The sequence below is a fragment of the Calothrix sp. NIES-3974 genome (assembly GCF_002368395.1).
In the GTDB taxonomy this organism is placed as follows: domain Bacteria; phylum Cyanobacteriota; class Cyanobacteriia; order Cyanobacteriales; family Nostocaceae; genus NIES-3974.
Genome location: NZ_AP018254.1, coordinates 1481233 through 1503663 on the forward strand (window position 1 = coordinate 1481233; position 22431 = coordinate 1503663).

At 41.1% G+C, this 22431-nt stretch carries 21 protein-coding genes and 1 tRNA gene; 11 read left to right on the top strand and 11 right to left on the bottom strand.

Features of this window, described 5'->3' with window-relative positions:
- Nucleotides 1–459: 459 nt before the first annotated feature.
- Nucleotides 460–627, bottom strand: coding sequence for a hypothetical protein (locus tag CDC37_RS24690; RefSeq protein WP_172892759.1), 168 nt, complete (start codon nucleotides 625–627; stop codon nucleotides 460–462).
- A gap of 256 nt (nucleotides 628–883) precedes the next feature.
- Between CDC37_RS24690 and CDC37_RS05730 the strand changes: the two genes are divergently transcribed.
- Both CDC37_RS05730 and CDC37_RS05735 read left to right on the top strand, forming a co-directional pair.
- Nucleotides 884–1348, top strand: coding sequence for an MEKHLA domain-containing protein (locus CDC37_RS05730; RefSeq protein ID WP_096620891.1), 465 nt, complete (start codon nucleotides 884–886; stop codon nucleotides 1346–1348).
- Between the two features lie 492 nt (nucleotides 1349–1840).
- Nucleotides 1841–2203, top strand: coding sequence for an STAS domain-containing protein (locus CDC37_RS05735; RefSeq protein ID WP_096620892.1), 363 nt, complete (start codon nucleotides 1841–1843; stop codon nucleotides 2201–2203).
- 554 nt (nucleotides 2204–2757) lie between these two features.
- On the opposite strand, the gene aroF is transcribed toward CDC37_RS05735, so the two are convergent.
- The 3 genes from aroF to rpsO all read right to left on the bottom strand — a co-directional run bounded on the left by aroF (nucleotide 2758) and on the right by rpsO (nucleotide 5405).
- Entirely contained in the window at nucleotides 2758–3816 is a 1059-nt protein-coding gene (gene aroF / locus CDC37_RS05740; RefSeq protein WP_096620893.1) for a 3-deoxy-7-phosphoheptulonate synthase, read from the bottom strand.
- A gap of 818 nt (nucleotides 3817–4634) precedes the next feature.
- A complete protein-coding gene (locus tag CDC37_RS05745) occupies nucleotides 4635–5114 on the bottom strand; it encodes a PAM68 family protein (RefSeq protein WP_096620894.1) in 480 nt (159 codons plus the stop codon).
- A 21-nt stretch (nucleotides 5115–5135) separates the two neighbouring features.
- Nucleotides 5136–5405 (bottom strand): 30S ribosomal protein S15, encoded by a 270-nt coding sequence (gene rpsO / locus CDC37_RS05750; RefSeq protein WP_096620895.1) that lies wholly within the window; start codon nucleotides 5403–5405, stop codon nucleotides 5136–5138.
- 176 nt (nucleotides 5406–5581) lie between these two features.
- Between rpsO and CDC37_RS05755 the strand changes: the two genes are divergently transcribed.
- Nucleotides 5582–6790 (top strand): M20 family metallopeptidase, encoded by a 1209-nt coding sequence (locus CDC37_RS05755; RefSeq protein ID WP_096620896.1) that lies wholly within the window; start codon nucleotides 5582–5584, stop codon nucleotides 6788–6790.
- 730 nt (nucleotides 6791–7520) lie between these two features.
- Nucleotides 7521–7748 (top strand): DUF167 domain-containing protein, encoded by a 228-nt coding sequence (locus tag CDC37_RS05760; RefSeq protein WP_096620897.1) that lies wholly within the window; start codon nucleotides 7521–7523, stop codon nucleotides 7746–7748.
- A 94-nt stretch (nucleotides 7749–7842) separates the two neighbouring features.
- Here CDC37_RS05760 and CDC37_RS05765 read toward each other — a convergent pair whose 3' ends face one another.
- From CDC37_RS05765 to CDC37_RS05785, 5 genes are all read right to left on the bottom strand, one after another.
- Nucleotides 7843–8454 (bottom strand): glutathione S-transferase family protein, encoded by a 612-nt coding sequence (locus CDC37_RS05765; protein ID WP_096620898.1) that lies wholly within the window; start codon nucleotides 8452–8454, stop codon nucleotides 7843–7845.
- 741 nt (nucleotides 8455–9195) lie between these two features.
- Complete coding sequence (locus tag CDC37_RS05770; protein WP_096620899.1) at nucleotides 9196–10386, bottom strand: TRC40/GET3/ArsA family transport-energizing ATPase; 1191 nt, start codon at nucleotides 10384–10386, stop codon at nucleotides 9196–9198.
- Between the two features lie 65 nt (nucleotides 10387–10451).
- Nucleotides 10452–10841 carry a DUF2358 domain-containing protein gene (locus CDC37_RS05775; RefSeq protein WP_096620900.1) on the bottom strand — a complete coding sequence of 130 codons (390 nt, stop codon included), beginning with the start codon at nucleotides 10839–10841 and terminating at the stop codon, nucleotides 10452–10454.
- A gap of 109 nt (nucleotides 10842–10950) precedes the next feature.
- Nucleotides 10951–11556, bottom strand: coding sequence for a chorismate lyase (locus CDC37_RS05780; RefSeq protein WP_096620901.1), 606 nt, complete (start codon nucleotides 11554–11556; stop codon nucleotides 10951–10953).
- A gap of 401 nt (nucleotides 11557–11957) precedes the next feature.
- A tRNA-Leu gene (locus CDC37_RS05785) sits at nucleotides 11958–12038 on the bottom strand.
- Between the two features lie 218 nt (nucleotides 12039–12256).
- On the opposite strand from CDC37_RS05785, the gene CDC37_RS24050 reads away from it, so the two are divergent.
- Nucleotides 12257–12397, top strand: a complete 141-nt coding sequence (locus tag CDC37_RS24050) for a hypothetical protein (protein WP_157780664.1) — start codon at nucleotides 12257–12259, stop codon at nucleotides 12395–12397.
- The gene (gene accC, locus CDC37_RS05790; protein WP_096620902.1) at nucleotides 12387–13748 is read left to right on the top strand and encodes an acetyl-CoA carboxylase biotin carboxylase subunit; all 1362 of its coding nucleotides are present in this window, start codon (nucleotides 12387–12389) and stop codon (nucleotides 13746–13748) included. Before CDC37_RS24050 ends, accC begins: the two co-directional genes overlap by 11 nt.
- Before the next feature lie 33 nt (nucleotides 13749–13781).
- Here accC and CDC37_RS05795 read toward each other — a convergent pair whose 3' ends face one another.
- Nucleotides 13782–14072: a YggT family protein gene (locus CDC37_RS05795; protein WP_096620903.1), complete on the bottom strand. Its 291-nt coding sequence runs from the start codon at nucleotides 14070–14072 to the stop codon at nucleotides 13782–13784.
- Between the two features lie 545 nt (nucleotides 14073–14617).
- On the opposite strand from CDC37_RS05795, the gene psbX reads away from it, so the two are divergent.
- The 4 genes from psbX to CDC37_RS05815 all read left to right on the top strand — a co-directional run bounded on the left by psbX (nucleotide 14618) and on the right by CDC37_RS05815 (nucleotide 18230).
- Complete coding sequence (psbX, locus tag CDC37_RS05800) at nucleotides 14618–14737, top strand: photosystem II reaction center X protein (protein WP_096620904.1); 120 nt, start codon at nucleotides 14618–14620, stop codon at nucleotides 14735–14737.
- A gap of 373 nt (nucleotides 14738–15110) precedes the next feature.
- On the top strand, nucleotides 15111–16088 hold the full coding sequence (locus tag CDC37_RS05805) for a Ycf66 family protein (protein WP_096620905.1): 978 nt from the start codon (nucleotides 15111–15113) through the stop codon (nucleotides 16086–16088).
- Nucleotides 16089–16618: 530 nt separating this feature from the next.
- Nucleotides 16619–17176, top strand: a complete 558-nt coding sequence (locus CDC37_RS05810) for a TolB family protein (protein WP_172892760.1) — start codon at nucleotides 16619–16621, stop codon at nucleotides 17174–17176.
- 535 nt (nucleotides 17177–17711) lie between these two features.
- A complete protein-coding gene (locus CDC37_RS05815; RefSeq protein ID WP_096625946.1) occupies nucleotides 17712–18230 on the top strand; it encodes a TolB family protein in 519 nt (172 codons plus the stop codon).
- Nucleotides 18231–18236: 6 nt separating this feature from the next.
- Here the strand turns inward: CDC37_RS05815 and CDC37_RS05820 are convergent, their stop codons facing one another.
- Entirely contained in the window at nucleotides 18237–19244 is a 1008-nt protein-coding gene (locus tag CDC37_RS05820) for a succinate dehydrogenase/fumarate reductase iron-sulfur subunit (protein ID WP_096620907.1), read from the bottom strand.
- 2412 nt (nucleotides 19245–21656) lie between these two features.
- Here CDC37_RS05820 and CDC37_RS05830 point away from each other — a divergent pair.
- Nucleotides 21657–22073, top strand: a complete 417-nt coding sequence (locus tag CDC37_RS05830; protein ID WP_096620909.1) for an AbrB family transcriptional regulator — start codon at nucleotides 21657–21659, stop codon at nucleotides 22071–22073.
- Nucleotides 22074–22431 lie beyond the last annotated feature (358 nt).

A 22431-nucleotide genomic window follows, 5' to 3' on the forward strand; every position in this document is an offset into this window, starting at 1 on the left:
ACAAGTTTGTTGTCACGGTTTGTGGATGAATTTGCGACCCCAAAAAAGGCACAAAGTACACAGCCTGGGCTCTGCCTCTACATTCTTCAACCCAACCTACCCAATAATCAGGCTTTTAAGTCTAACTGAACCGTATTGTTTTATACTTAGGGCGAAAGCTATTCTATAATCCTTGTTGCACAAACCTTTGAAGCTAGATTGTCACCCCCCCAGAGCGCCTTTATATTCATAATTTGACATTCCGACACGCTGAAATCTTTGTGTTGGCGAAACCTCTCCAAGGGACTTAACTTGGTTCCAAGTCCTGCGGACACGCTACGCGTTTATGCGGTATGCGGACAATATTGAAAAAATAAAAATAGGGGAGGTAATGTATATCTTATCTCCCCTATCATTTTCTTGATCATTAACTACGGGAATTTCAGACTGCAAATAGCAAGGTGACTACAAAACTGAGAATTACTCTGCGCCCATTGCCGTTTCGTTCTCATCCTCTTCACTCTTACCCGAACTTTGCTGCTGGAATCTTCTCTGGAATCTTCCAGTGGTAGTCCGTTTACGAAACTTGCGGGCATACGCTTGGTTTCGTAGCGCCTTTTCTTTTTTCGGATTACGGCGCTTGGCCATATTCACCTCATGAATAAACAACAAAAAAGCTGTATTTAGGCTTTTACCTGGCAGTACACTGTCACTCAAACAACTATCGCCTACGTGACCGATGCTATGTCACCAGTACCTAACTCAGCTATAAGCAATATTTTAATCAGCAATCAATTGTATCGAATATTATTTTTCCTGTCAACGTTGAAAACCTGTAAAACTGACCAGTAGGTGACTGGAACATGGGATAATTACAAGGGAAGTATATCTGTATAATTTTCCCATGACAGACGCGATCGCATTCCCAGATGAAATAATTCGCCATACGCAGAATTTAATGCGCAGCTATCAACATTGGACGGGACAAGCTTTATTTGATCTCAGCGTCACACCAGAAGACCTAACCCAATTGGTATTTGATGCTCCCTTTGTCGTCATTTCCCACGGTACTGAATCCGACCCAATTTACAATTATGGTAATCGCGCTGCACTAGAACTTTGGGAAATGTCATGGGCTGATTTTACCAGTATGCCCTCCCGTTATAGTGCGGAACCAGCAGAACAGGAAGAACGTAACCAGCTTTTAAGCAGAGGTAGTGAAAAGGGTTTTTGTTATTATTCCGGTGTACGCATTTCCAGCAGTGGTAGAAGGTTTTACATTGAGAATGGCACCCTGTGGAATGTATTGAATCCCGATAACACCTATGCTGGTCAAGCTGCGATGTTTTTTCAATGGCGATATGTGTAACCGTCACTGTTTTTCAAAAAGTAAAACCGATTTAAAACTTTTCCGCAAGCCCTATATATCCATAGCAATCTCTTACCAATTCTATTTCCTATTCCCCACTCCCTGATTTTACAAGCTGGAAATAATACCATATTTCCCTCTAAATGGTCGTACCACTGATTACTTCTTTTCCCCTATTTTTCCCCTATATTTAGGTATAACTACGCAAAAAAAAATAGCTTTTTTACCGTAACTTCGTCAAAACCCAGTGAAACTATAAAAGTTTTGTGAAAGTGGTCAGATGCAACCAAGTAATACTTTTAACTTGTCTATACTGGCTAGAGTGATGCTATTTATACGGCATAAATACTGAAAATTCCCGCAGATCATGTTTTCTGATTGATCTATTCATCAAAATATTTGAACTTGATTGACAGGAAAACGGGTTGGCGGACAGGTGGTATTTATGTCTTTTGTTTTTTTGTTAACGAAAACTTTTACACAAACACCTCTATGAGTCCAGCAGCAGAAAATCAGGTAATTTTATTTGAGCTTCCAGGTAGTATTGATTTATCAGGTGGAAACCTATTAACTGAAGAAATAGCCAGAATAATTCCCGCTAAAAATCAAATTTGGGTTTTCAATTTCGCCTCTGTTAACTTTATGGACAGTTCGGGATTAGTCGCTTTAGTGAATGGTTATAAAAAAGCTCGTCAGCACTCCTGTCGATTTGTCTTGTGCAATCTGCAAGCACCTGTGCGACTGATTTTAGAAGTAACCCAACTAGATTCAGTATTTGAAATTTATGACACCTATGAAGATATTTTTGCAGAATCCGCATCTTCAGCTTTACCAGATTTAGTTGTTGCTAGCTAATTCCCATAGCAATCCGATTTAAATAGTGAAAAATATTGGTTTTGGCTGTACCCTACGGGAAGTCTTCTTGTAGAGAAGTTGCGCTACCCATGTCCAGGTCTATGGCTGTTTACTGTTCCCGGATTTCTCATGAGTAAATTATGAGTCTTAAGTGATGCATTAATTTTCCTTCTACTCCCTATTCACTACTCCCCACTCCCCATAAGTTTTAGGAACTTGTGAGAAATGCGGGTGTTAAATTTTCCTTCTACTCCCTATTCACTACTCCCTACTCCCTAATCTCTGAAACTATTGATAATTTATTCCAACTCTCTATTCACTACTCCCTACTCCCTGTAAGTTTTCGGAATTAAGGTTTCTTTCCCAGTTAGGAATTACACAAAAGTAAGGCCACTGGGTGATTACGTAGCTTGCTTCCCGTAGGGTGGGAAGGGGGAAGTAATATCTCACGTAGCAAGCTTACTGAAAATAGTAAAGACGCGATATATCGCGTCTGTAATCCCTACCCCTACTAAAAGACTTTTACAGCTAGCGCTGCGCTACCCTAACTAAACCTACACAACTGCTGCAACAGGTAACTCCCAACGTCCAACAGTTTTACCTATCACCGCCAATTCCTTCATTAACTGATCAAAGGCATCAGGTGTCAAGGATTGAGGTCCATCCGATAGGGCTTTTTTCGGATTTGGATGCACTTCAATCATCAACGAGTCGCAACCTGCGGCAATTGAAGCCATCGCCATCGAAGGTACATAGCTAGCCCAACCTGTACCATGACTGGGATCAATCATGATTGGCAGGTGGGTTAATTGTCTTAGCACGGGAACCACGGAAATGTCAAGTAAATTGCGAGTAAATTGACGATCGAAGCTACGAATTCCTCGCTCACACAAAATCACATTCGGATTTCCCGCAGCGAGAATATACTCTGCTGCCATCAACCAATCTTCAATGGTGGCGGCCATACCCCGCTTTAATAATACTGGCTTTGGCTGCGCTCCCACCTTTTTCAGGAGGGAAAAGTTTTGCATGTTACGAGCGCCAACTTGCACCACATCCGCAACTTCTACAATCCGCTCTAAATCTGATGCGTCCATCACCTCAGTAATAATACCGAGTCCACTTTTCTCCCGTGCTGCGGCTAATAAATCTAAGGCACTTTCCCCATGTCCTTGGAAGGCATAGGGTGAAGTCCTAGGTTTGTAGGCTCCACCCCGCAGAAATTTGGCTCCTGCGGCTTTGACACGGAGCGCAGTTTCCACAATCATCTCTTCATTTTCAACCGAACAGGGACCTGCTACCACTGCAACGGGATGATGTTCACTAATGGTGACAGGACCATCAGGTGTACTAACGACTACTTCAGAAGCTTCACCGTGGCGATATTCGCGACTTGCACGCTTGTAGGGTTTTTCTACCCGTAAAACTTCTTCAATCCAAGGACTGACTTCTTGAATTTGTAAAGGGTCTAAATCGACTGTTTCCCCAACGAGACCGATGACCACCTTGTGTTTACCGACAATTTTTTCTGGATTGAGTCCCCATGTAGAGAGTTCGGCATTTATCCGTTCAATCTCTATTTCTGGAGAACCTGCTTTCATGACAATAATCATACGTAAATCCCCTGTGTTAAGTGTGAGTGGAACGTGTTGTGGAAATTTAATCCGTCTTCGGTGTTCTTAAGCTGCTAATTTGTGATTCTTTGTATTTTGATTCCCGGCTTAAGAAACTCTTACCATTGACTGTGTAATATTTCTCGGTTCAGTGAGGCAAAATTTTAATCTGTATGTTTTGATGTTCAAGAATTATTAAAATTCAAAATCTAAATGTGCTTTGTCTATCTGAAAAATACTATATCTAGGTTTGTGCTGGCAGAAGTATAGAGTTTATACTTGAAATTCTGATTAGAACTTATACCATCCGAGATTTTACCTGATTGAGGAACGATTGGAGAAAGTAACGCAGTTTTATTTATTTGATTAAGACTTATGTATCCATTATGTTTTCAGTATTGGCAGGGAATAATTGTTGATAGGCATCTGTGAACAAGTGCTGTTAATTGAGAAAATTGGTATTATTATAATCTTTATTGGTTTCCGGATTATCTATATATCTTGGTTTGAAGACATAAAAAACTTTTTCGGCAAAATTTGCTGGTGAGAACTAGCTAAAGACGCAGCACAAGACCACGCCTTTAGAATTATTCCAGCAGATACCGAGAAAATTGGGATTATTGCATTAGTTTACCAATTTATAGAGATGCTTCGCCCATTCCTACTAACTCTAGTTCAATCTTTTTTCTAGAACTCTAGCAACCGAAAACACGGTGTTTGTAGTAGTGTCCTAGCCCCAACAAAGCTTCAGTTGTAGAGCGCTATGAACGCAACTACATACCTTTTTTCTTACCCATCAAAGTTGACTCTAAAGACTACTAGGAGGAAGGATTAGCTTTATTTTTGCGGGTTTCTCGCCAAACTGTCACCATCCGTCCAAAGTTGGTCGTAAACTCGTTCCAACCAATTAGGGTACCAGTTCTATTTTCATCCCATGAGGCGGAGAGGACACCATAGGTAATACCCAATACACCCAAACCAAAAAATCCCATATTCACCAGTAATACAGCGATGGGGGGAAGGGTGATATGGGCAAAGGTAATCAGTAAATAACTAATAATTAAAGTACTAATACCTAGTATGGTCGGCGTTCCGCTAAAGAAGGCAACGCGTTTAATCATGCGTTGGCTAATGACTTCGGGGATTGCCATGTCTTTTTTGTTAAACGGTGGCTTTTGACCGTGCGTTTGGGTGGGCTTTTCTTTGACTACGGGAGTTTGGGACTTTTTCGTAGTTGTTTTTTGACGCTTTGTTTTCGGCTCAAAAGGAATGGGATTTGCTTCGGGTTCTGTGGACATAAGCAATATCTATAACTCTATTTATCCACGAATACCTAGACGGGTAATCAAATCTTTGTAACGTGGCTGGTCATACTTTTGAATATAAGCCAAAAGGCGCTTCCGTTGACCAATTATTTTCAATAGTCCACGACGGGAAGAGTAATCTTTTTTATTCGTCTTCAAGTGTTCGCTGAGGCGGTTAATGCGCTCGGTTAACATTGCTACTTGCACATCGGCTGACCCTGTATCAGTTTCGTGAACTTGATACTTGGACATGATTTCCTGTTTTTCCTGTTGCTTCAAAGCCATGACAAATCTAATTTTCCTGATAATATGCAGCAGTCTCCTATATTATCACAGGTCGCTGGAAAATAGAGACTATCCGTCGGGTCGTTTATAATCCTATGTCCTGCGTCCCTGGTGATTTATGAATATCATGGGAGAAAGGCACTATATTACGTCTAAAAATCTATAGATAAAACACAATGTTGACCCAAATTAAAAACTTAGCCAGTAAAATTGCTCCCCGCTTGATTGAAATTCGTCGTCATTTACACTCCCACCCGGAATTAAGTGGGGAAGAATATCAAACTGCGGCTTTTGTTGCTGGTGTTTTGTCTTCGAGTGGGTTACATGTGGTTGAAGGGGTGGGGAAAACGGGTGTCGTTGGTGAGTTAGTGGGAAATGGTGATGACAAAAGGGTTTTGGCGATTCGAGCGGATATGGATGCATTGCCGATTCAAGAGCGCACCCAGTTGGATTTTGCCTCCCGGATACCGGGGGTAATGCACGCTTGTGGCCATGATGTACATACAACGGTTGGTTTGGGTGTGGCGATGGTTTTGGCGGATTTAGCTGGAAATTTACCGGGGAAAACGCGCTTTTTGTTCCAACCAGCAGAAGAAATTGCTCAGGGTGCAAGTTGGATGGTTAAGGATGGGGTGATGGAGGATGTGTCGGCAATTTTTGGTTTGCATGTGTTTCCTTCCATTCCTGGTGGTTCGATTGGTTTACGGTATGGAGCATTAACAGCTGCTGCTGATGAGTTGGAAATTAAGATTTTTGGCGAATCGGGTCATGGAGCGCGTCCCCATGAGGCGATTGATGCCATTTGGATTGCTTCCCAGGTGATTACCACTTTACAACAGGCCATTAGTCGAACCCATAACCCTTTGCGTCCGGTGGTGTTGAGTATTGGGCAAATTCAAGGGGGACGAGCGCCGAATATTATTGCCGATCAGGTAGAATTAAGGGGAACGGTGCGATCGCTCCATCGGGAAACCCGTGCCCAACTCCCGAAATGGATTGAAACGATTGTCGCTAATACCTGCAATTCCTATGGAGCTAAATATCAAGTTGACTATCGTCAAGGGGTTCCCAGTGTCCAAAATGATTACAATTTGACACAAATTTTACAAGCAGCAGCCGAAGAAGCATGGGGTAGCGATCGCGTGCAAATTTTACCCGAACCATCCCTCGGTGCAGAGGATTTTTCTGTTTATCTAGATTACGCTCCCGGAACGATGTTTCGTCTTGGTGTCGGACTTGCTCAAGCTCCTAACCACCCCCTACACCATCCCCAATTTGAAGTGGACGAATCCGCCATCATCACCGGAGTCGTCACCCTAGCCTATGCGGCTTATAAGTATTGGCAGCAAGGTTTATATAGTGAAGATAATCTGTATCAAATTTAAACGAAATCCCCTAGGAGATGGGACACCGTATACATACCAATTGGGACAAAATAATACGACTGATGAATTTTGCTGGTAGAGACGCGTTAGCGTTCAGCTCCTCTGAGAGTCTGAGAGAATGTTTTAAAAGTCGATTTTAATACTTAACAAGCTCTTTTTTGGGAGTCGGGAGAGACGCAACATGTCCGTCTGTACAGTTTCTAATAACAAGTATACTGTTTGAGCCTATTCCCTGTCTCCTAGAAGTGGTTGATAAAGTACTTCTTGACACTTTCCAAACATCTTTTGAAAGAGGCTATATCCCATCTTACAATACCTACAATATTTATCATGGATTCTGTGACAAACATTTTTGGAATCGGTATTAGTCCCCCATGTAGGCGTAACCTTCCTTTGGAGTACGTTTGTATGTAACTGAACGTGTAGCTTGAGCTTTAGCAACAAGTGTCTAAATAGTTATTATTACTACTCCCTTTTCCCCATTCCCTGTATTTTTTTGCAAGCAGTTTTACAAGTGAATATACGTACACAAACTCCAAAATTCCCAAACCGTTCTTTTGAAACTTTAATCGTGTTCATCTATGCCTATGATAGGAATATCAAAACAAGCTCATAACTTTGATTTAATCCTCTCTTTGCCCATCGTCGCTACGGTGGGCTTTTTATGCATTTTCTGAGTGAATATGATGGAAAGTAATCAGGAAAAGACTCGGTTGGCAGATAATAATATATGCAAAAATTAACCATCAAAGTTAAACCTAATTCTAAACAAGTCAAAATCGTCGAAGATAACCAAGGTAATTTAGTAATTTACCTTAAATCTCCACCTGTAGATGGAAAAGCGAATGCTGAATTAATCGAAATTCTTGCCGAAAAGTTTTCTATACCCCAAAAGTCAGTTCGGATTAAATCTGGTTTTCACTCCCGTCAAAAGGTCGTAGAAATAGATATAAATTAAAAAGCTATCTCCAAATTTGCTCCAAATGCAGTTTATACCTACTAAATTCCAGGAATCCAAAATCTCAAATTCCAAATCGTTTGATTGCCAATTTCTATACTTCATGAATGTTAATATGACCCGGCTGACTTTTAACCTGTTCAATCCATCTATTAATTGCTGAATATCGACTCAAATCATATCCTCCCTCATTCGCTACGTGGGTATAGGCAAATAGGGCAATATCGGCAATTGAATAACGCTGATTGACAAAAAAATCACGGTTTTGTAAGTGATTTTCCATCACATCTAGGGCTTTATACCCCATCTGTTGACGCTGATTTATTTCCTGTTGATGTTCTTCCCCTTGCTTCAGAATTGATAACCAAAATCTGGGTGTAGCTATATAAGGTTCGTGACTATTTTGTTCAAAAAATAACCACTGAAAAACCTGTGCCCTGGCAAAACGTTCATAGGGCAAAAATTCCGTACCTTCGCTCAGATAAATTAAAATGGCATTCGATTCTGCTAAATACTGTCCAGGGGAAATTTCTAGCAAAGGTATTTTTCCATTCGGATTTTTGCTCAAAAACTCGCTTGTGCGTGTTTCACCCTTTGTTACATCTAACTCAATTCGTTCAAATGGTACTCCTAATTGTGCCAGTAAAAGACGAATTTTATATCCATTGCCAGAAGGTAAAAAATCGTACAAACGCAAAGTATTCATGCACAAAAATAATAGATGTATTAACTTGACTTGCACCCGCTAGAAAGTATTATCTTATCAAGTTAAGTTACTTATTTAAATCTTTATTTCCTATTTTTTGCAGAAAATAAAATTACTTTTTTAGTCATTTTGTTGATTTTTGTAAAGTTGGTATGATTTATTGCCAATAATTTTGATGGAGCAAATGAAATCACAAAATACCAGAAATCCTTACCGACAAAGTAAATTAGCACTTAAAGGTTCAAATGAAGAGCAAGGGATAGAGATTAATGCTGATAAAAAATACACATAGGAATGCAAACACAAAACTTGGCTATAGGGTATTAAAAACTGATGAAATGATATGGACTTTTTCCTACTCCCTCAAGCTGATTGTGGCTGAATTTGATTGTCAATTTTAGTCGGTCATTTTTTTGTTGTATTTTCATTTTGTCAATACTGAATATGCCAGTTTTCAAAGCTATATAATTAGGATGTATTAAAAGTCGATTTTAATATCTGAAAAGCTCGTTTTTATAGTCAACAGAAGAGACGTAGCAATGTTACGTCTCTCTGGTGGGGAGCATCCCAAATGTGTAAAAACATATTTTGTCATTACCATTGCAAAGTAGCGATCGCAAAATTTATCACTCAGAACGAGTCTATCGATTGCTGAAGGTCGTACTTTAAATGCAATGACAAGATTATTCTTGATACCAAGCGATAAAAGCTGGAATACACCCTTGCGATGACTGTGTTGAACTATATATTACTGGTGTCAGCAAAGCGAATTTTCAGATAATCATCCTCCATTTTTGCACCCGCAGGTTGTAATGCAGCTAAAGCTTGGGGTAATACCAAGTTACGACGATGATTACCAATTCTCACATTCAACTCGTCACCACTTTTACTCAGTTGGATTTGATTTTTGGGGATACCTGGTAAATACAACTCTAAGCTGTATTGGTTTTGTTCTTGAACGACACGAATTGTGTTTTCTTTGTAATAGACCTGGGTAGGGTCTTCATCACCGGGATATAAGGTGTTTTTCAGCCGTTCCAAAGCTGCTAACCCACACAATTCCTCGGAAAATAAAGGTACTTCCTTGACTGGTAAGGGATGGAAATTATCGTGAATTTCCTGTCGATACTGCTTTTGATTGTCCTTCCAAGTCTGGAAAAATGGATCTTGCACTTCTTCGGGAATAATGCGGTTGGCGACCACCATGTCCGTCGCCACATTATATAAACTTAAATAGGCATGGGCGCGTAAAGATTCCTTAATTACCATTTTTTCAGGATTAGCCACCAATCGCACCGAGGTTTGGGTATTATCAGTTAACACCTTTTCTAAGGCTTCAATTTGCTCATAGAACTCGTAGGGTGCATCCATCACCTCCTTATCAGGAAGGGAAAACCCTGCAATGGGTTTAAAAATCGGTTCCACTAAAGGACGTAAAGCCACCGAAATATTCTGGAACGGCTTATAAAACCTTCGCATATACCAACCACTGACTTCCGGTAAACTCAACAACCGTAAAGCCGTCCCCGTCGGTGCAGAGTCGATAATCAAAACGTCATAGGTTCCTTCATCATAATGACGTTTCATCCTCACCAATCCGAAAATTTCATCCATACCCGGTAAAACCGCCAATTCTTCGGCTTGTACTCCATCCAAACCGCGCGCTTGCAGAACCTGAGTAATATAGCGCTTCACACTACCCCAGTTTGCCTCTAACTCTAGCAATGCGTCCAACTCCGCACCCCAAAGTTTGGGTTTAACTTCGCGGGGTTCGTGTCCCAATTCCAAATCAAAGCTGTCAGCAAGGGAGTGTGCTGGGTCGGTACTCAATACCAATGTACGATAACCCATTTCTGCACAACGCAATCCGGTTGCTGCGGCAACGGAGGTCTTGCCAACTCCGCCTTTCCCTGTCATCAATATTACGCGCATGGATGGTTCTTTAATATTAAACTAAGATGAGAGATTGATTTACATATATTTACATTATGAAGCATTTATTGACTATTTCTGGGGAAAAAGTGCTGTTTGAGAACATCAAAGCGGGAAGTATGCCAATAATCAATGTGGGAAACAATCAATCCATCGTCATTTAATAATAAATCACTCCAGCCGGAAATAGATATTCTGGGTTGCCAAGGGAGGGGGGTATTCCAGTGCAATGTCCATTCGGTTTTAATGCGGTTATCTTCTTTATGGATGCTGTGTAAATCCATTTTGATATTTAAAAACCAAGTTTGGATGAATTGAATCATTTTTTGGTAACGTTCAATTCCCCGAAATTTATTCATGGGGTCTTGGAAGTAAACGTCTTTTGCGTAAATGCTATAGGTTTGATTGACAGGGAAGCGTTGGTAATCGGTGGTTAAAATGTCGATAATATCCATCTGGGGATTTTGGATTTTGGATTAAATTTTCAGAAATACAGGGGGTAGAGACGACCCGACGATGGTAGAGACGACCCGACGATGGTAGAGACGACCCGACGGGTCGTCTCTACTGTGTTGGTCCTAAATATTTGGTGAGATAGGGGGAAAAAACCTCATAAATTAATGTTAATGGTTGTCCGTGGTGCCAAAATAAATAGTGTCTCCCCCAAAATGGTCCGGAGACATTAAACCCGATTTCTAAGGATTGCGATCGCCCATAGTAAATTCCTTGGACATCACGGTACAATTCCGTCCTTAATCGCGCTAAACTGGCCCATATTGGTAAGGAGCGGTTTTGTAAATATTCATCTACGTGGGAAGCTTCCCACCAGGAAGTGGCATAGGCTAATCTTTGTCCGGAAGCTGTTCTCAACCACACCTGTCGTCGCAAACGTGGTCCGGGTACTGCTTGAATTAAGTCGGGTGCGTGGTCTAAATCCATACCAATGGGAGACATGTCAATCACGTCTACTTCCGTTGGCTCACCGGTTAATAATTGTAAATGTCGTGTGGGGGAACCGTCTCCTAACAGTAATAATTGCCATGCAGGAGCAAGTTGGGTATGGGGTAGTCCTTGCTGAATTACCTCTTCGTCTCCTTGCCAAATTGGATTTAAGCGATACCACCCGACTGGAGATGTCTTGTTTTTGCTGGGAATAAAAGTAGCAGTCATTCGATTTTGGATTTTGGATTGTGAATTTTGGATTTTGAATTTTGGATTTTGGAAGTGGGGAGTAACCTACATGTATTACTTACACCAGAACCCATGAAGGTGGTTTTCCGACTCCCGACTCTCTTGCAAGTCAGTCCCCCATGTCATTTGGACATGACTAAACAAGAAAATAGCTCATTTGTACTTCCTACTCCCCGCTCCCTATTTTCAAGCGAGGTTTGATGTAGATGATAAATATAGTTCTTTACAAAAGTTCACTTATCTCTATAAAAGCATAATCTTGAGGGTGTGGGAAATAGGCAACTGTTATAAATCGACTACTAGTGACCGATGTAAAAAGCGCGGTATCGGGAAAATTCGAGACCGCGCTTTAATTTCACATGAATTATGGAGTTGGGAAATGCGGATGGCGAGACTCGAACTCGCAAGCCAAAGGCACACGCCCCTCAAACGTGCGCGTATACCAATTCCGCCACATCCGCAAGGATTGAACATTTGTATTTAGTCCAACTAGGATATTATATCACAACTGCTAGATATATCTAGAAGCAAAACGCAAAATTTTGCAATGAAATAATTGTTTTCGGTTGCAGAATTTAAGAAAATAGGTGGTTGTTCTGTAATGTGGATATGGGAAAAGCGAAAACGAAGGGATATGTTTGAGGTTAAGTAGTTGCTTGGGTTGGTACTTAAGTTCTCTATGATTTTGGGTCTAAGCAGAAACAATCAATTGCGATCGCAGGTTGTGATGATTTTCCCCAGGGAAGAGCGCAAGTGCGATCGCCTGACAGCTGAATTATTAACTATAATTTTAAGTTTGAAGCTAGAAAATGAAGTTTGACAAAATTTTAATTGCCAATCGGGGAGAAATAGCGCTGCGCGTTCTCCGAGCTTGTGAGGAAATGGGAATAGCCACGGTAGCAGTGCATTCGACGGTGGATCGCAATGCTCTTCACGTTCAACTTGCGGATGAAGCCGTATGTATTGGAGAAGCACCTAGTGGTAAAAGTTATTTGAATATTCCCAACATAATTTCTGCGGCATTAACTCGAAATGCTAGTGCTATCCACCCTGGCTATGGATTTTTGTCAGAAAATGCCAAATTTGCGGAAATTTGTGCTGACCACCAAATTGCCTTTATTGGTCCACAACCGGAAGCAATTCGCTTGATGGGTGATAAATCCACCGCGAAGGAAACCATGCAGCGTGCGGGAGTACCGACAATTCCTGGAAGTAATGGCTTGGTTGAATCGGAAACCGAAGGTTTACAACTAGCGAAAAAAATTGGTTATCCACTGATGATTAAAGCGACTGCGGGTGGTGGTGGTCGGGGGATGCGTCTAGTGCGGGATGAAAGCGAATTTGTTAAGCTATTCCAAGCTGCTCAAGGAGAAGCTGGTGCAGCCTTTGGTAATCCGGGAGTTTACTTGGAAAAATTTATTGAGCAACCCCGTCATATTGAGTTTCAAATTTTGGCAGATAACTATGGCAATGTGATCCATTTAGGTGAGCGAGATTGTTCTATCCAGCGTCGGAATCAGAAGCTAATTGAGGAATCCCCTAGTCCCGCATTGGATGAGGAATTGCGGCAAAAAATGGGACAAGCAGCCGTGAAAGCTGCCCAGTTTATTAATTATACAGGGGCGGGTACCATCGAGTTTTTGCTAGACCGCTCCGGGGAATTTTATTTTATGGAAATGAATACCCGTATTCAGGTCGAACACCCAGTTACGGAAATGGTGACAGGGATAGATTTATTAGTAGAACAAATTCGTATTGCCCAAGGCGATCGCTTAAAATTAACCCAAGACCAAATTCAACTGCGGGGACATGCCATCGAATGTCGCATCAACGCTGAAGACCCCGACCATAATTTTCGTCCATCCCCAGGGAGAATCAGTGGTTATCTACCCCCCGGTGGTCCAGGAGTACGTATCGATTCCCACGTCTACACAGATTACCAAATTCCCCCCTACTACGATTCCCTCATCGCCAAATTGATTGCCTGGGGTCCTGACCGTTCCACCGCCATCACCCGAATGAAAAGAGCTTTACGGGAGTGTGCCATCACCGGAGTCACCACCACTATTGGCTTCCATCAAAAAATTATGGAAGTCCCCCAATTTATCCAAGGTCAAGTTTCTACCAATTTTGTCCAGGAGTTAGGGGATAGTTTGAGGAGTCGGGATTAGGAACGGGAAATGGGGAGGAGTGCAGGTCTTGATTTACACCCTTCCCATCATTGTTAACAAACCTTGCTGACCGAGTAAAATTTCCCGCAGTAGGCTAACAATCCCGAACCAGATAATAGGTGTAATGTCAACTCCTCCCATTGGTGGAATCAGTTTGCGTGTCGGTGCGAGAAATGGCTCTGTGGGAAAGGTGACTAGGTTAATTGGAAACTTATTTAGTTCTACCTGGGGATACCAAGTTAGAACGATGCGGAAAATGAATAGGAACATCATGATTCCGAGAATTATTCCTAAACTGATGTTGGTAATTTCAATGGATGTCATGGATTTTAGATTTTGGATTTTGGATTAGCTGGTACGCGTAGGGTTGTTGAAGACTAGTACTCCACCACATTAATTTCGATGGGCTAGAATAGGGAGTGAGGAGTAGGGAATAAAAAAATAGTTACACTCCCACTCAAGGCTGACCATTCACTCGTGAGAAATACAGGTTTACACTGTCACCAATGAGCTTTTGGTTTATATGGTTAAAACTTGCAGGTCAACTTTTATCAGTCAACTGTCAACCAACCAAAAGTGTAATCAGTCCAGTCACCCTGTCCCCGTTTGAATGGGAAAAATAATATGTCCATCATTGTTGGTTAAGACATACCACTAGGCTTTTCCCATATTTTAAGCTTTGTAACAATATTTTACTCAAATTTTACCGCAAATCTGAGAGCCAAATACTTTATCTATCCTCCTTTGAACCGTGGTGAAGGCTGATTTGCAGATACTTTATCTACCAATCCGGTAAATCTTCCTTCTCAAGGATGTAGGAGAACATTTAGAATTAGGATGATGTGTGTAACAAAAATTAGGTTGAAACAATGACACCTTCTTTAGCAAACTTTCTTTGGAGCCTTTTTTGGGGAACTGTAATTGTAGTCATCCCCGCAACGGTTGCACTTATTTTTATTAGCCAATCGGATAAAATTCAGCGCTCTTAGGAGTGGGACGGGGATTTTTGATGGCTGCTGGGGGAGATTTTCCTGAAGACTGACATCATCAATCCCAGTTAAAAAAAGCGTTTAGCTTTGAATTAGGGGCTTCAAAGCAGGTCATAATGCTTTGAAGCTTAAATTTTCAGTTAAGATTCAATTCTCTCCCTACTCCCGCACTTACCACCTCTTACTCACGACTCACGACTCCCTAGCTCACTGATAGTTTTAGGAGTTTGCTGTTCCAACTTCGGGAAGAAATAGTTGATTTTTCAGTTTTAGTATTGCCGCAGGCTATGGTTAACTGCTATTGTGTCGCCTAATTAGTAGAGATTTTTATTCTGAATCGTTAACATAGATTTTGATATTGGGAAACGAAATCATGGTTATTTTTGGGCTGAACTCAGCCAGTGTTCTGGCTCAAGTAAATTTTGGTACAAACTCAGCCAGCATTTTAGGTATTTTCCTCGCGATAGCTGGGGCAGCATTATATTTCCTGCGTACAGTGAGACCGGAATTATCCCGCGACCAAGATATCTTTTTTGCTGCGGTGGGATTGCTGTGTGGTTTTATTTTGATTTTCCAAGGTTGGCGACTTGATCCGATTTTGCAATTTGGACAGTTGTTACTAGTTGGTTCTACAGTATTTTTTGCCTTTGAAAGTATTCGCTTACGGGGAATAGCCACCGAACAAGCCAAGCGTAATACACCAATTGTGGATCGCGATCGCCCTGTGAGCGACGATTATGAGTATGGTGGACGTAGTTCCCGTTATCGGGAAGAGCGGGAGGTGGTAGGGGTGGAACCTTTACCCTATTACGATGATGATTACGATGAACCTCGACGACGCATTCCCGCAAGTCGTGATAGTCGTTCCGGTCGTGATAGCCGTGATAGTTACAGTTACGACGATGAAACCTCCACGCGATCGCGTCGCAGTTCCCGTAAAAGCGACCGTCCCGAACGGGATACAAACAACAGCGAATATCCCCGTCGTCGGAGTAGCTCTACCAGCGGAAGTTCCCGTCCTAGCAGTCGCTCCTACGAAAAATACGATGATGAGGATTGGAATAGTTCCAGTCGTCCTCAAAACGAAGATGACTGGGGTAGCAGTGGAGTTCAAGAAAGTCGTCCCCCGCGACGCAGACCGACCGATTCCAGTCGTCCTAGTGATGGAGTGGAAGATGATTCTCCAAGTCCTCGTCCCCGTCGTCGTCGTCCTTCTAGTGATACCCCATCACCAAGCAAAAGTGATGATGATGCTATCCCCACTGATTATGTGGATTACAAACCTATCGAACCTGTTGATCAGGAGTTTGGTAATCCCGGAAAATATGATGATGATACGCCTATTACTTGAATGTTGGGAGTAGGGGAGAATTTGTAATTCGTAATACCCGCTACGCGGGAAGCAAGCTACGTAATTCGTAATTCCTGCTGTGCGTCTACGTGATTTCGCTAGTTGGTGTGCAAGTTATGTAGTCGGGAGATTTGGGTCTTAGAGGATGTTGGTCAAGTATTAATAAATACTTTATCAGCTACTTGTTGATAGCAGTCAATAGGCTCAAACGATATATTTGTCGTTGTAAACTACTCCCTATTCCTCTACAGACGCGACATGTCGCGTCTCTTCCTACTCCCAAGAAACGAACTTGTTAAGCATTAAAATCAACTTTTAAAACATCCTCTTAGGTTAGGTGCGATTATGAGATTGTTTCCTTACGACCCAGGGGAAGGGTGTCGGTCTATACTATGACGGAAGACCCCTGTTTTGATGATGGAGGTGGTTTGGTTCCATTTTCCCCTCTGTTCCCTATTTCCTCTACTTCTATTCTCCCTTATTGTGAAGTCATTGTTAAAATTTTTCAGGTTTTCTGAAATGTAGATAAAGTGAGACTAAGTACCTCCTTGTTTAGGCTCCGACTACAAATTTCCTGGAGTCTATTTTTTATCGCCATGACAATATTATTAGCTGGTTGTGGTGGCAATAGTATTCCCATTGGTCCAACATCCTTAAATAGTCGTTACACAGAAGAACAACCAGCTTTAAGTGGTAATGGACGTTTATTGGCGTTTGTTTCCAACCGTAACGGAACTCATCAACTGCTGGTGTATGATTTAGAAACTCAAGAATTCATTCAACTTCCGGGTCTGAACCGACCTAATACTATTATCGAAAGTCCCAGTTTAAGCTTCAACGGTCGCTATATTGCCTATATTACCAGTGACCAGGGTCGTCCTGTAGTTGCTCTTTACGACCGTGCAATTGGGCGATCGCAGGTTGTTACTCCTACCTATCGGGGTTGGTTACGCAATCCCCATATTAGTCCTGATGGAAGATATATCGTGTTTGAAACGACTATCCGTGGACAATGGGATATCGAAGTTCTTGACCGTGGACCAAATATTGAATTGGATATACCTAATGGTGCTACTGTTGGTCAGTAATTAAGGGATTTTGGATTTTAGATTTTGGATTTTGGATTACTTTGGTCTCTTAAGAGGTGACGAAAGTCCTTATAAATTTGAATTTTGGATTACTTTAGTCTCTTGAGGGGTGAAGAAAATCCCGATAAACATAAACAAAGACGCAGCAAGGATTTTAGGGTAAGGTTCTAAATTTACTTTTATCTTTTTTCTCGTAACTCTTCTATAATCCTTGCAACATCAGCCTTTTGAGCTAGATTGTCACCCCATCAGCTTTAGAATGTCAGAAAAAAGATGGATATATCCCTGATTTCTCACAAATCTCTCAAACTAACATCTTGGTTAACAGTGGTAGGAAAATTAACCCATTACTCGAAGCTGATCGATGAGAAATAGGATAACAACAGGTATAAGCGCAATATTGTATTGTCTATGGATTTTGTGGGTGTTCCCATCAATATGACAGATTTTGGTATTTATCGCTGTGTAACGCTCGTAAAAACCAAAATCATTTCATCCGATGGTTCCTATGTCCTGTCTTCCTAATTATGAAATTATGAAAAGTCCCGTTTTATTCCTATTATTATCCAGTCTTTTAAGTAGTTGTGTTGGTTATCCCCGCTTGCTGAGTTACCCGTTTGACCCCGGTGGACGTAGTTTAAATAGTGGTGCTTCGGAACAAAACCCCCAAATATCTGGTCGCTTTGTGGTTTTTTCTAGCGATCGCAGGGGAAGTCAAGATATCTATATGTTCGACACAATTACCCGTAATTTAATCGATTTACCGGGTTTAAATTCTTTAGATACCATCGCTTCCCATCCTAGTGCATCAAGTGATGGTAAATACATCGTTTTTGCTGGTTCCCGTCAAGGTCGTTCGGATATTTTTCTCTTCGATCGCGAAACCCGTCAGCTACGCAATCTCACGGCAAATTTGTCAACGGAGGTACGTAGTCCCACCATCAGTGCTGATGGGACACGAATTGCTTTTGAAACTACCGTTAACGGACAATGGGATATCTGGGTTTATAACCGCACTGGAGACAGGTTGAATATCCCCCAAGACCCCAGATGATACCACTCACTTTGTTTCTAGATGTACTTTCTCTTCTACATTCTGTACTCTTGTAATTAATTTTCCAACTTGCTGAGTACCTTGGGATGGTTCAAAGGTAAGGGGGAATTTGCCCTTAGTTAACATTCTCAGACCTAAAGGAGCAATACCTAGTAAACCCTTGAGGTCGCGTCCGTTATGACCTACAACTCGGAGTGCAAATTTACGCTCATCGATCCAACCTCCTTTTTTCACCAAGTCAATCATAACCTTGCGGTGACGGATGGTTCGACTACTACTCGCGTCTTTTTTGGCTAAAATTTCCTGCTTGATTTTGGTGATTTGATCCATTGGGTCTACCCCCATTGGACAGACTTCGTTGCAGTAGTAGCAGCGCGTGCAGCCCCAAACACCACTTTCTGTGTCATTATACCGCTCTAATCGGTTTTGAGTGTCATTGTCGCGGGAATCTGCTATCATCCGATAGGCTTTTGCTAAAGCGTGGGGACCAACAAATTTGGAGTTAACTTCACGAGCATTGCATTCGGAATAACAAGCACCACACATAATACAATTACCAGTTTGATCAAGTTGCGATCGCTCTGCGGGTGTTTGCAAAAATTCCCTTTCTGGTATTTTTCTACCTGCGGTACTGACGTAGGGTGCTACGGATTCTAGGTTGTCCCAAAAGCTGGACATGTCAACAATTAAATCCTTAATCACCGGAAAATTACCTAGGGGAGCAACGGTAATTTCTGGTACGCCATCGGGATTTTTGGTCGCAAAACCTTGACTGATTTCGTTACCGACATTTTCTTTACAAGCAAGGGAAGAACGACCATTAATTCTCATGGCACAACTTCCACAAATGGTATTGCGACAATTCTTCCGAAAACTTAATGTTCCATCTAAATCCCATTTTATCCGGTTTAAACAATCTAATATTGTATTTCCCGGTTCAATATCGAGAATGTAAGTTTGCGCTTTCGGTGTTTTACCGGTTTGCTGTCTGATGATCTTAAATCTTACTTCCATTGATGTACACCTAGCTGGATACTGAGTGATTAGGGAATAGTGATGAGAAAAGGGAAAATAACCGTATTCCTGTTTAGTGATGTTAATCAAACGACATGGGAAACTAGTTGAAACAGAAATTAGGGATTTTCTCGTTTACATGCAAAAATCATCAACATACAGACAAAAGTCCCTTAATCCACCTTGACAATCAAAATCTCCCAATCACCCATATTAACCTGTCTCCTAAAAAACTGAAGACAGTTATTAGCCCAACTTATCCTGCATTTCTTACAAGGGAGTGATAAGCCTTGAGTAGTGGGTTTATTTTCCTCCTACTCCCTACTCCCTGCTCCCTACTCACTGAAAGTTTGAGGAGTTTGTGAGAAATCCGGGTTATGACCCTTGATTTTGCTGGCTGTTATAAGTATTCCCAATCAATCATCAAGTAATAGCGAATAAACTGTTGATTATACTTATAAATAAAATCAATCACGCTATTTGCTCAATGGACATAAAATAGTTAAGCAAAATTAAATATATACTGCCAACTAACAAGTCAGCACCTGTACGATTGACGCAGCATCAAGTCTCTAACTTATTGCTGTAATTCCTAACCTCTAGGAAAAATTAGTTCGAGGAAAGACTGAGATTCTGAAGAATGTATGTTGAATTTTTGAGTACCACTTGATTTCTGGATTTTAAGCAAGTAAATTATAAACCTTAGACAATACCATTTAACTAAAAGTTTGATATATTTTCTCCCCCTGCTCCCGCAAGCTCCCCGTCAGGTATCAATTCCAAAGTAAAACGCTACAAGGCATTGATTTTCCTTCTATCCCTGAAATTTTTAGGGATTCGCTCTAAATATGGTTGATTGATGTTTAGTATAACCATCAACTTATGAATTGACAGATGAACCCCTAATTTTCATACTTTTTCTCCAAGATTAACGCGAGTTAAAGACAGTTTACAGTCAGTCGGCTTTTTGCTCACAATCACCTGTTCCCACAACGATTTCAGTTCAAAACCCAAGTCCTAGCTCCGTGAAAAAGTAATTGATGATTCCCGATCCTAGTTTACTTACCTATTACTTACATATAGGGGTATTCACGTCTAATTAGAGCCATAGCTCAAAATTTGAATGACCGGAAATTAGCTCAAACATCGAGCAGGGTAAAGCTGAGGGTCAAAACCTGCATTTCTCACAAATTCCTAAAACTTACAGGGAGTAGGGAGTAGCGATATTCCGTAGAAGGAAAATCAATCCTTCACCCAAGACTTATAACCTACTCGTGAGAAATCCGGGAAAAACTTTTCTCCGACAAACTCTGGTAAGCGGGACTCATATTTATTTTTGCCTTGATTCTAGACCTTTAATTACCCCAGAAGGGACTATAATTTACAGCTACAGGACTCAGATTTGAATATTAAACAAAACTAGAGTACCCTTTCTACTTATTACTCCCTGAGTTGAAAGTGAGTAGTGAGTAGGAAGCGAGAAGAAATCATTTTCATGCATTCTAGTGTACCCAGTTCATGATGGCTACTCCCTATTACCTTATCCCGTCAGCTAAATTAAAAAATCTGTGTTGGATTCCTATCGACGACATCATCAGATGACATTATATAGAATTGTTAAATTTGTATCCTCCTGCCGTAACGGAGCAAAAATAAGTTAGGAGGATGGCATACCTAGCTATTTGACGCTTTCAGTCCAGAAAATAAATTTTTAGACAATCCAGATTGGGATACTAACGCAGAGGGTGTGATATTTCCTGAAAAAATCTATAGCAATTTTAATTCAAAATTAAACAACTATTTTGCTATTATTATTTCATGTTACTATTTAATATAAAATACGAAGTAGCATACATCCCAATCAATCGTGGTTCTGCGAATTGACTGCGTTGTTTCTTCCAAAGTAGAATACGCGAAAACGCGTGTTTAGTCTCAGGATAAAATATCTTGATACTCAAACAAGTGCGGAAAAATCTGTCCTGAGATAAGATTGTCTGGATATGTGGGAAACCCGAAAATATCTCAGACAACTTTGACGGTGCATTAACATTTGAAAATACATTGATTTACAGATGTTCTGTGCATCTTATGGAGCTAGAGTACGTCAATCGGGAATGGGGTTCTCTGAGTTGAACCGTCACCTGAAGGATAAAAAAATGATTCATTTGCCAAAAGCGAATGAAGATTCTGATTGCAGTCAAACCACTACAAACAAACCCTGGAAAGCCGGAAGATTCTCTATTTTAAGGGAAATCATAAATGTGAATCTGGTATTTTTCTGGGTCAGAATAAAATCATTGATGCAAGGGATTTAGGCACTCTGTACAGGTATGTAAACTTCCTGTGGTAGGTGTAACTAAATGCAACTAAAATTATTAACATTTGGAGCAAGTTAAGGATACTGAGAGCATAATGAGTGAAGCAGCAACTGCGCCATTAACAGGAAAAGCACTGTTGGCGAAAGTAAAAGAACTTTCCAATTTGCCACGTCGGGAAAGAGCTAGACAATGTGGATATTACACCAAAACCAAAGGTGGTCAAGAGCGCGTTAATTTGACTGATTTTTATGACGCGTTGTTGTCAGCTAGGGGGGTTCCTTTGAGTCCGGAAACACCAAAAGATGGACGTGGACGCGAACCAACCTATCGCGTGAGTGTACATCAGAATGGGCAAATTGTGATTGGTGCAACCTACACAAAAGCGATGGGTTTGGAACCCGGTGATGAGTTTGAAATTAAGTTGGGATACAAGCACATTCATTTAATTCAAGTCGATAGCGACAAGAAGCTGAATGAAGCAGATGTAGATGAGGATGAGGACGAAGAATAATCAATAATTTTACTTCGGAGTTGGAACTCAACCGGGTGTAAATTTTGGCAAATTCCCCAAATATCTGGTTCTAGATTGATGAGTGATTTGTCAAAGTTTCGTCAGCAAAACCTGTGTCAACTTGCATTTCTCACAAGTAAACAGTAAGCAGTGAGTAACGGCATAATTTTCTTTCTAGTCCCTAACTCCAACCCCCTACTCCTTGGAAGTTTTACGGATTTGTGAGAAATCTAGGTCAAGCTGGATTTTGACAAGTGGGTGGTAAGGGTTAGGTCAAGGAATGCTTTTCCTCCTACTTTCCATTCCTTATCAAAATAATTTTGACACCTACAATTGATAGGGATTTGGGAAAAATGCT

Coding starts and splice junctions, on each gene's coding strand:
- CDC37_RS05780 (WP_096620901.1), bottom strand. CDS start 11,556: ATGACTGCTACTTTTATTCCCAGCAAAAACAAGACATCTCCAGTCGGG.
- CDC37_RS05820 (WP_096620907.1), bottom strand. CDS start 19,244: ATGGAAGTAAGATTTAAGATCATCAGACAGCAAACCGGTAAAACACCG.
- CDC37_RS05735 (WP_096620892.1), top strand. CDS start 1,841: ATGAGTCCAGCAGCAGAAAATCAGGTAATTTTATTTGAGCTTCCAGGT.
- CDC37_RS05805 (WP_096620905.1), top strand. CDS start 15,111: ATGGTTATTTTTGGGCTGAACTCAGCCAGTGTTCTGGCTCAAGTAAAT.
- rpsO (WP_096620895.1), bottom strand. CDS start 5,405: ATGGCTTTGAAGCAACAGGAAAAACAGGAAATCATGTCCAAGTATCAA.
- CDC37_RS05795 (WP_096620903.1), bottom strand. CDS start 14,072: ATGACATCCATTGAAATTACCAACATCAGTTTAGGAATAATTCTCGGA.
- CDC37_RS05745 (WP_096620894.1), bottom strand. CDS start 5,114: ATGTCCACAGAACCCGAAGCAAATCCCATTCCTTTTGAGCCGAAAACA.
- CDC37_RS05770 (WP_096620899.1), bottom strand. CDS start 10,386: ATGCGCGTAATATTGATGACAGGGAAAGGCGGAGTTGGCAAGACCTCC.
- CDC37_RS05755 (WP_096620896.1), top strand. CDS start 5,582: ATGTTGACCCAAATTAAAAACTTAGCCAGTAAAATTGCTCCCCGCTTG.
- CDC37_RS05830 (WP_096620909.1), top strand. CDS start 21,657: ATGAGTGAAGCAGCAACTGCGCCATTAACAGGAAAAGCACTGTTGGCG.
- psbX (WP_096620904.1), top strand. CDS start 14,618: ATGACACCTTCTTTAGCAAACTTTCTTTGGAGCCTTTTTTGGGGAACT.
- CDC37_RS05815 (WP_096625946.1), top strand. CDS start 17,712: ATGAAAAGTCCCGTTTTATTCCTATTATTATCCAGTCTTTTAAGTAGT.
- CDC37_RS05730 (WP_096620891.1), top strand. CDS start 884: ATGACAGACGCGATCGCATTCCCAGATGAAATAATTCGCCATACGCAG.
- CDC37_RS05760 (WP_096620897.1), top strand. CDS start 7,521: ATGCAAAAATTAACCATCAAAGTTAAACCTAATTCTAAACAAGTCAAA.
- CDC37_RS05775 (WP_096620900.1), bottom strand. CDS start 10,841: ATGGATATTATCGACATTTTAACCACCGATTACCAACGCTTCCCTGTC.
- aroF (WP_096620893.1), bottom strand. CDS start 3,816: ATGATTATTGTCATGAAAGCAGGTTCTCCAGAAATAGAGATTGAACGG.
- CDC37_RS24050 (WP_157780664.1), top strand. CDS start 12,257: ATGATTTTGGGTCTAAGCAGAAACAATCAATTGCGATCGCAGGTTGTG.
- CDC37_RS05765 (WP_096620898.1), bottom strand. CDS start 8,454: ATGAATACTTTGCGTTTGTACGATTTTTTACCTTCTGGCAATGGATAT.
- CDC37_RS24690 (WP_172892759.1), bottom strand. CDS start 627: ATGGCCAAGCGCCGTAATCCGAAAAAAGAAAAGGCGCTACGAAACCAA.
- accC (WP_096620902.1), top strand. CDS start 12,387: ATGAAGTTTGACAAAATTTTAATTGCCAATCGGGGAGAAATAGCGCTG.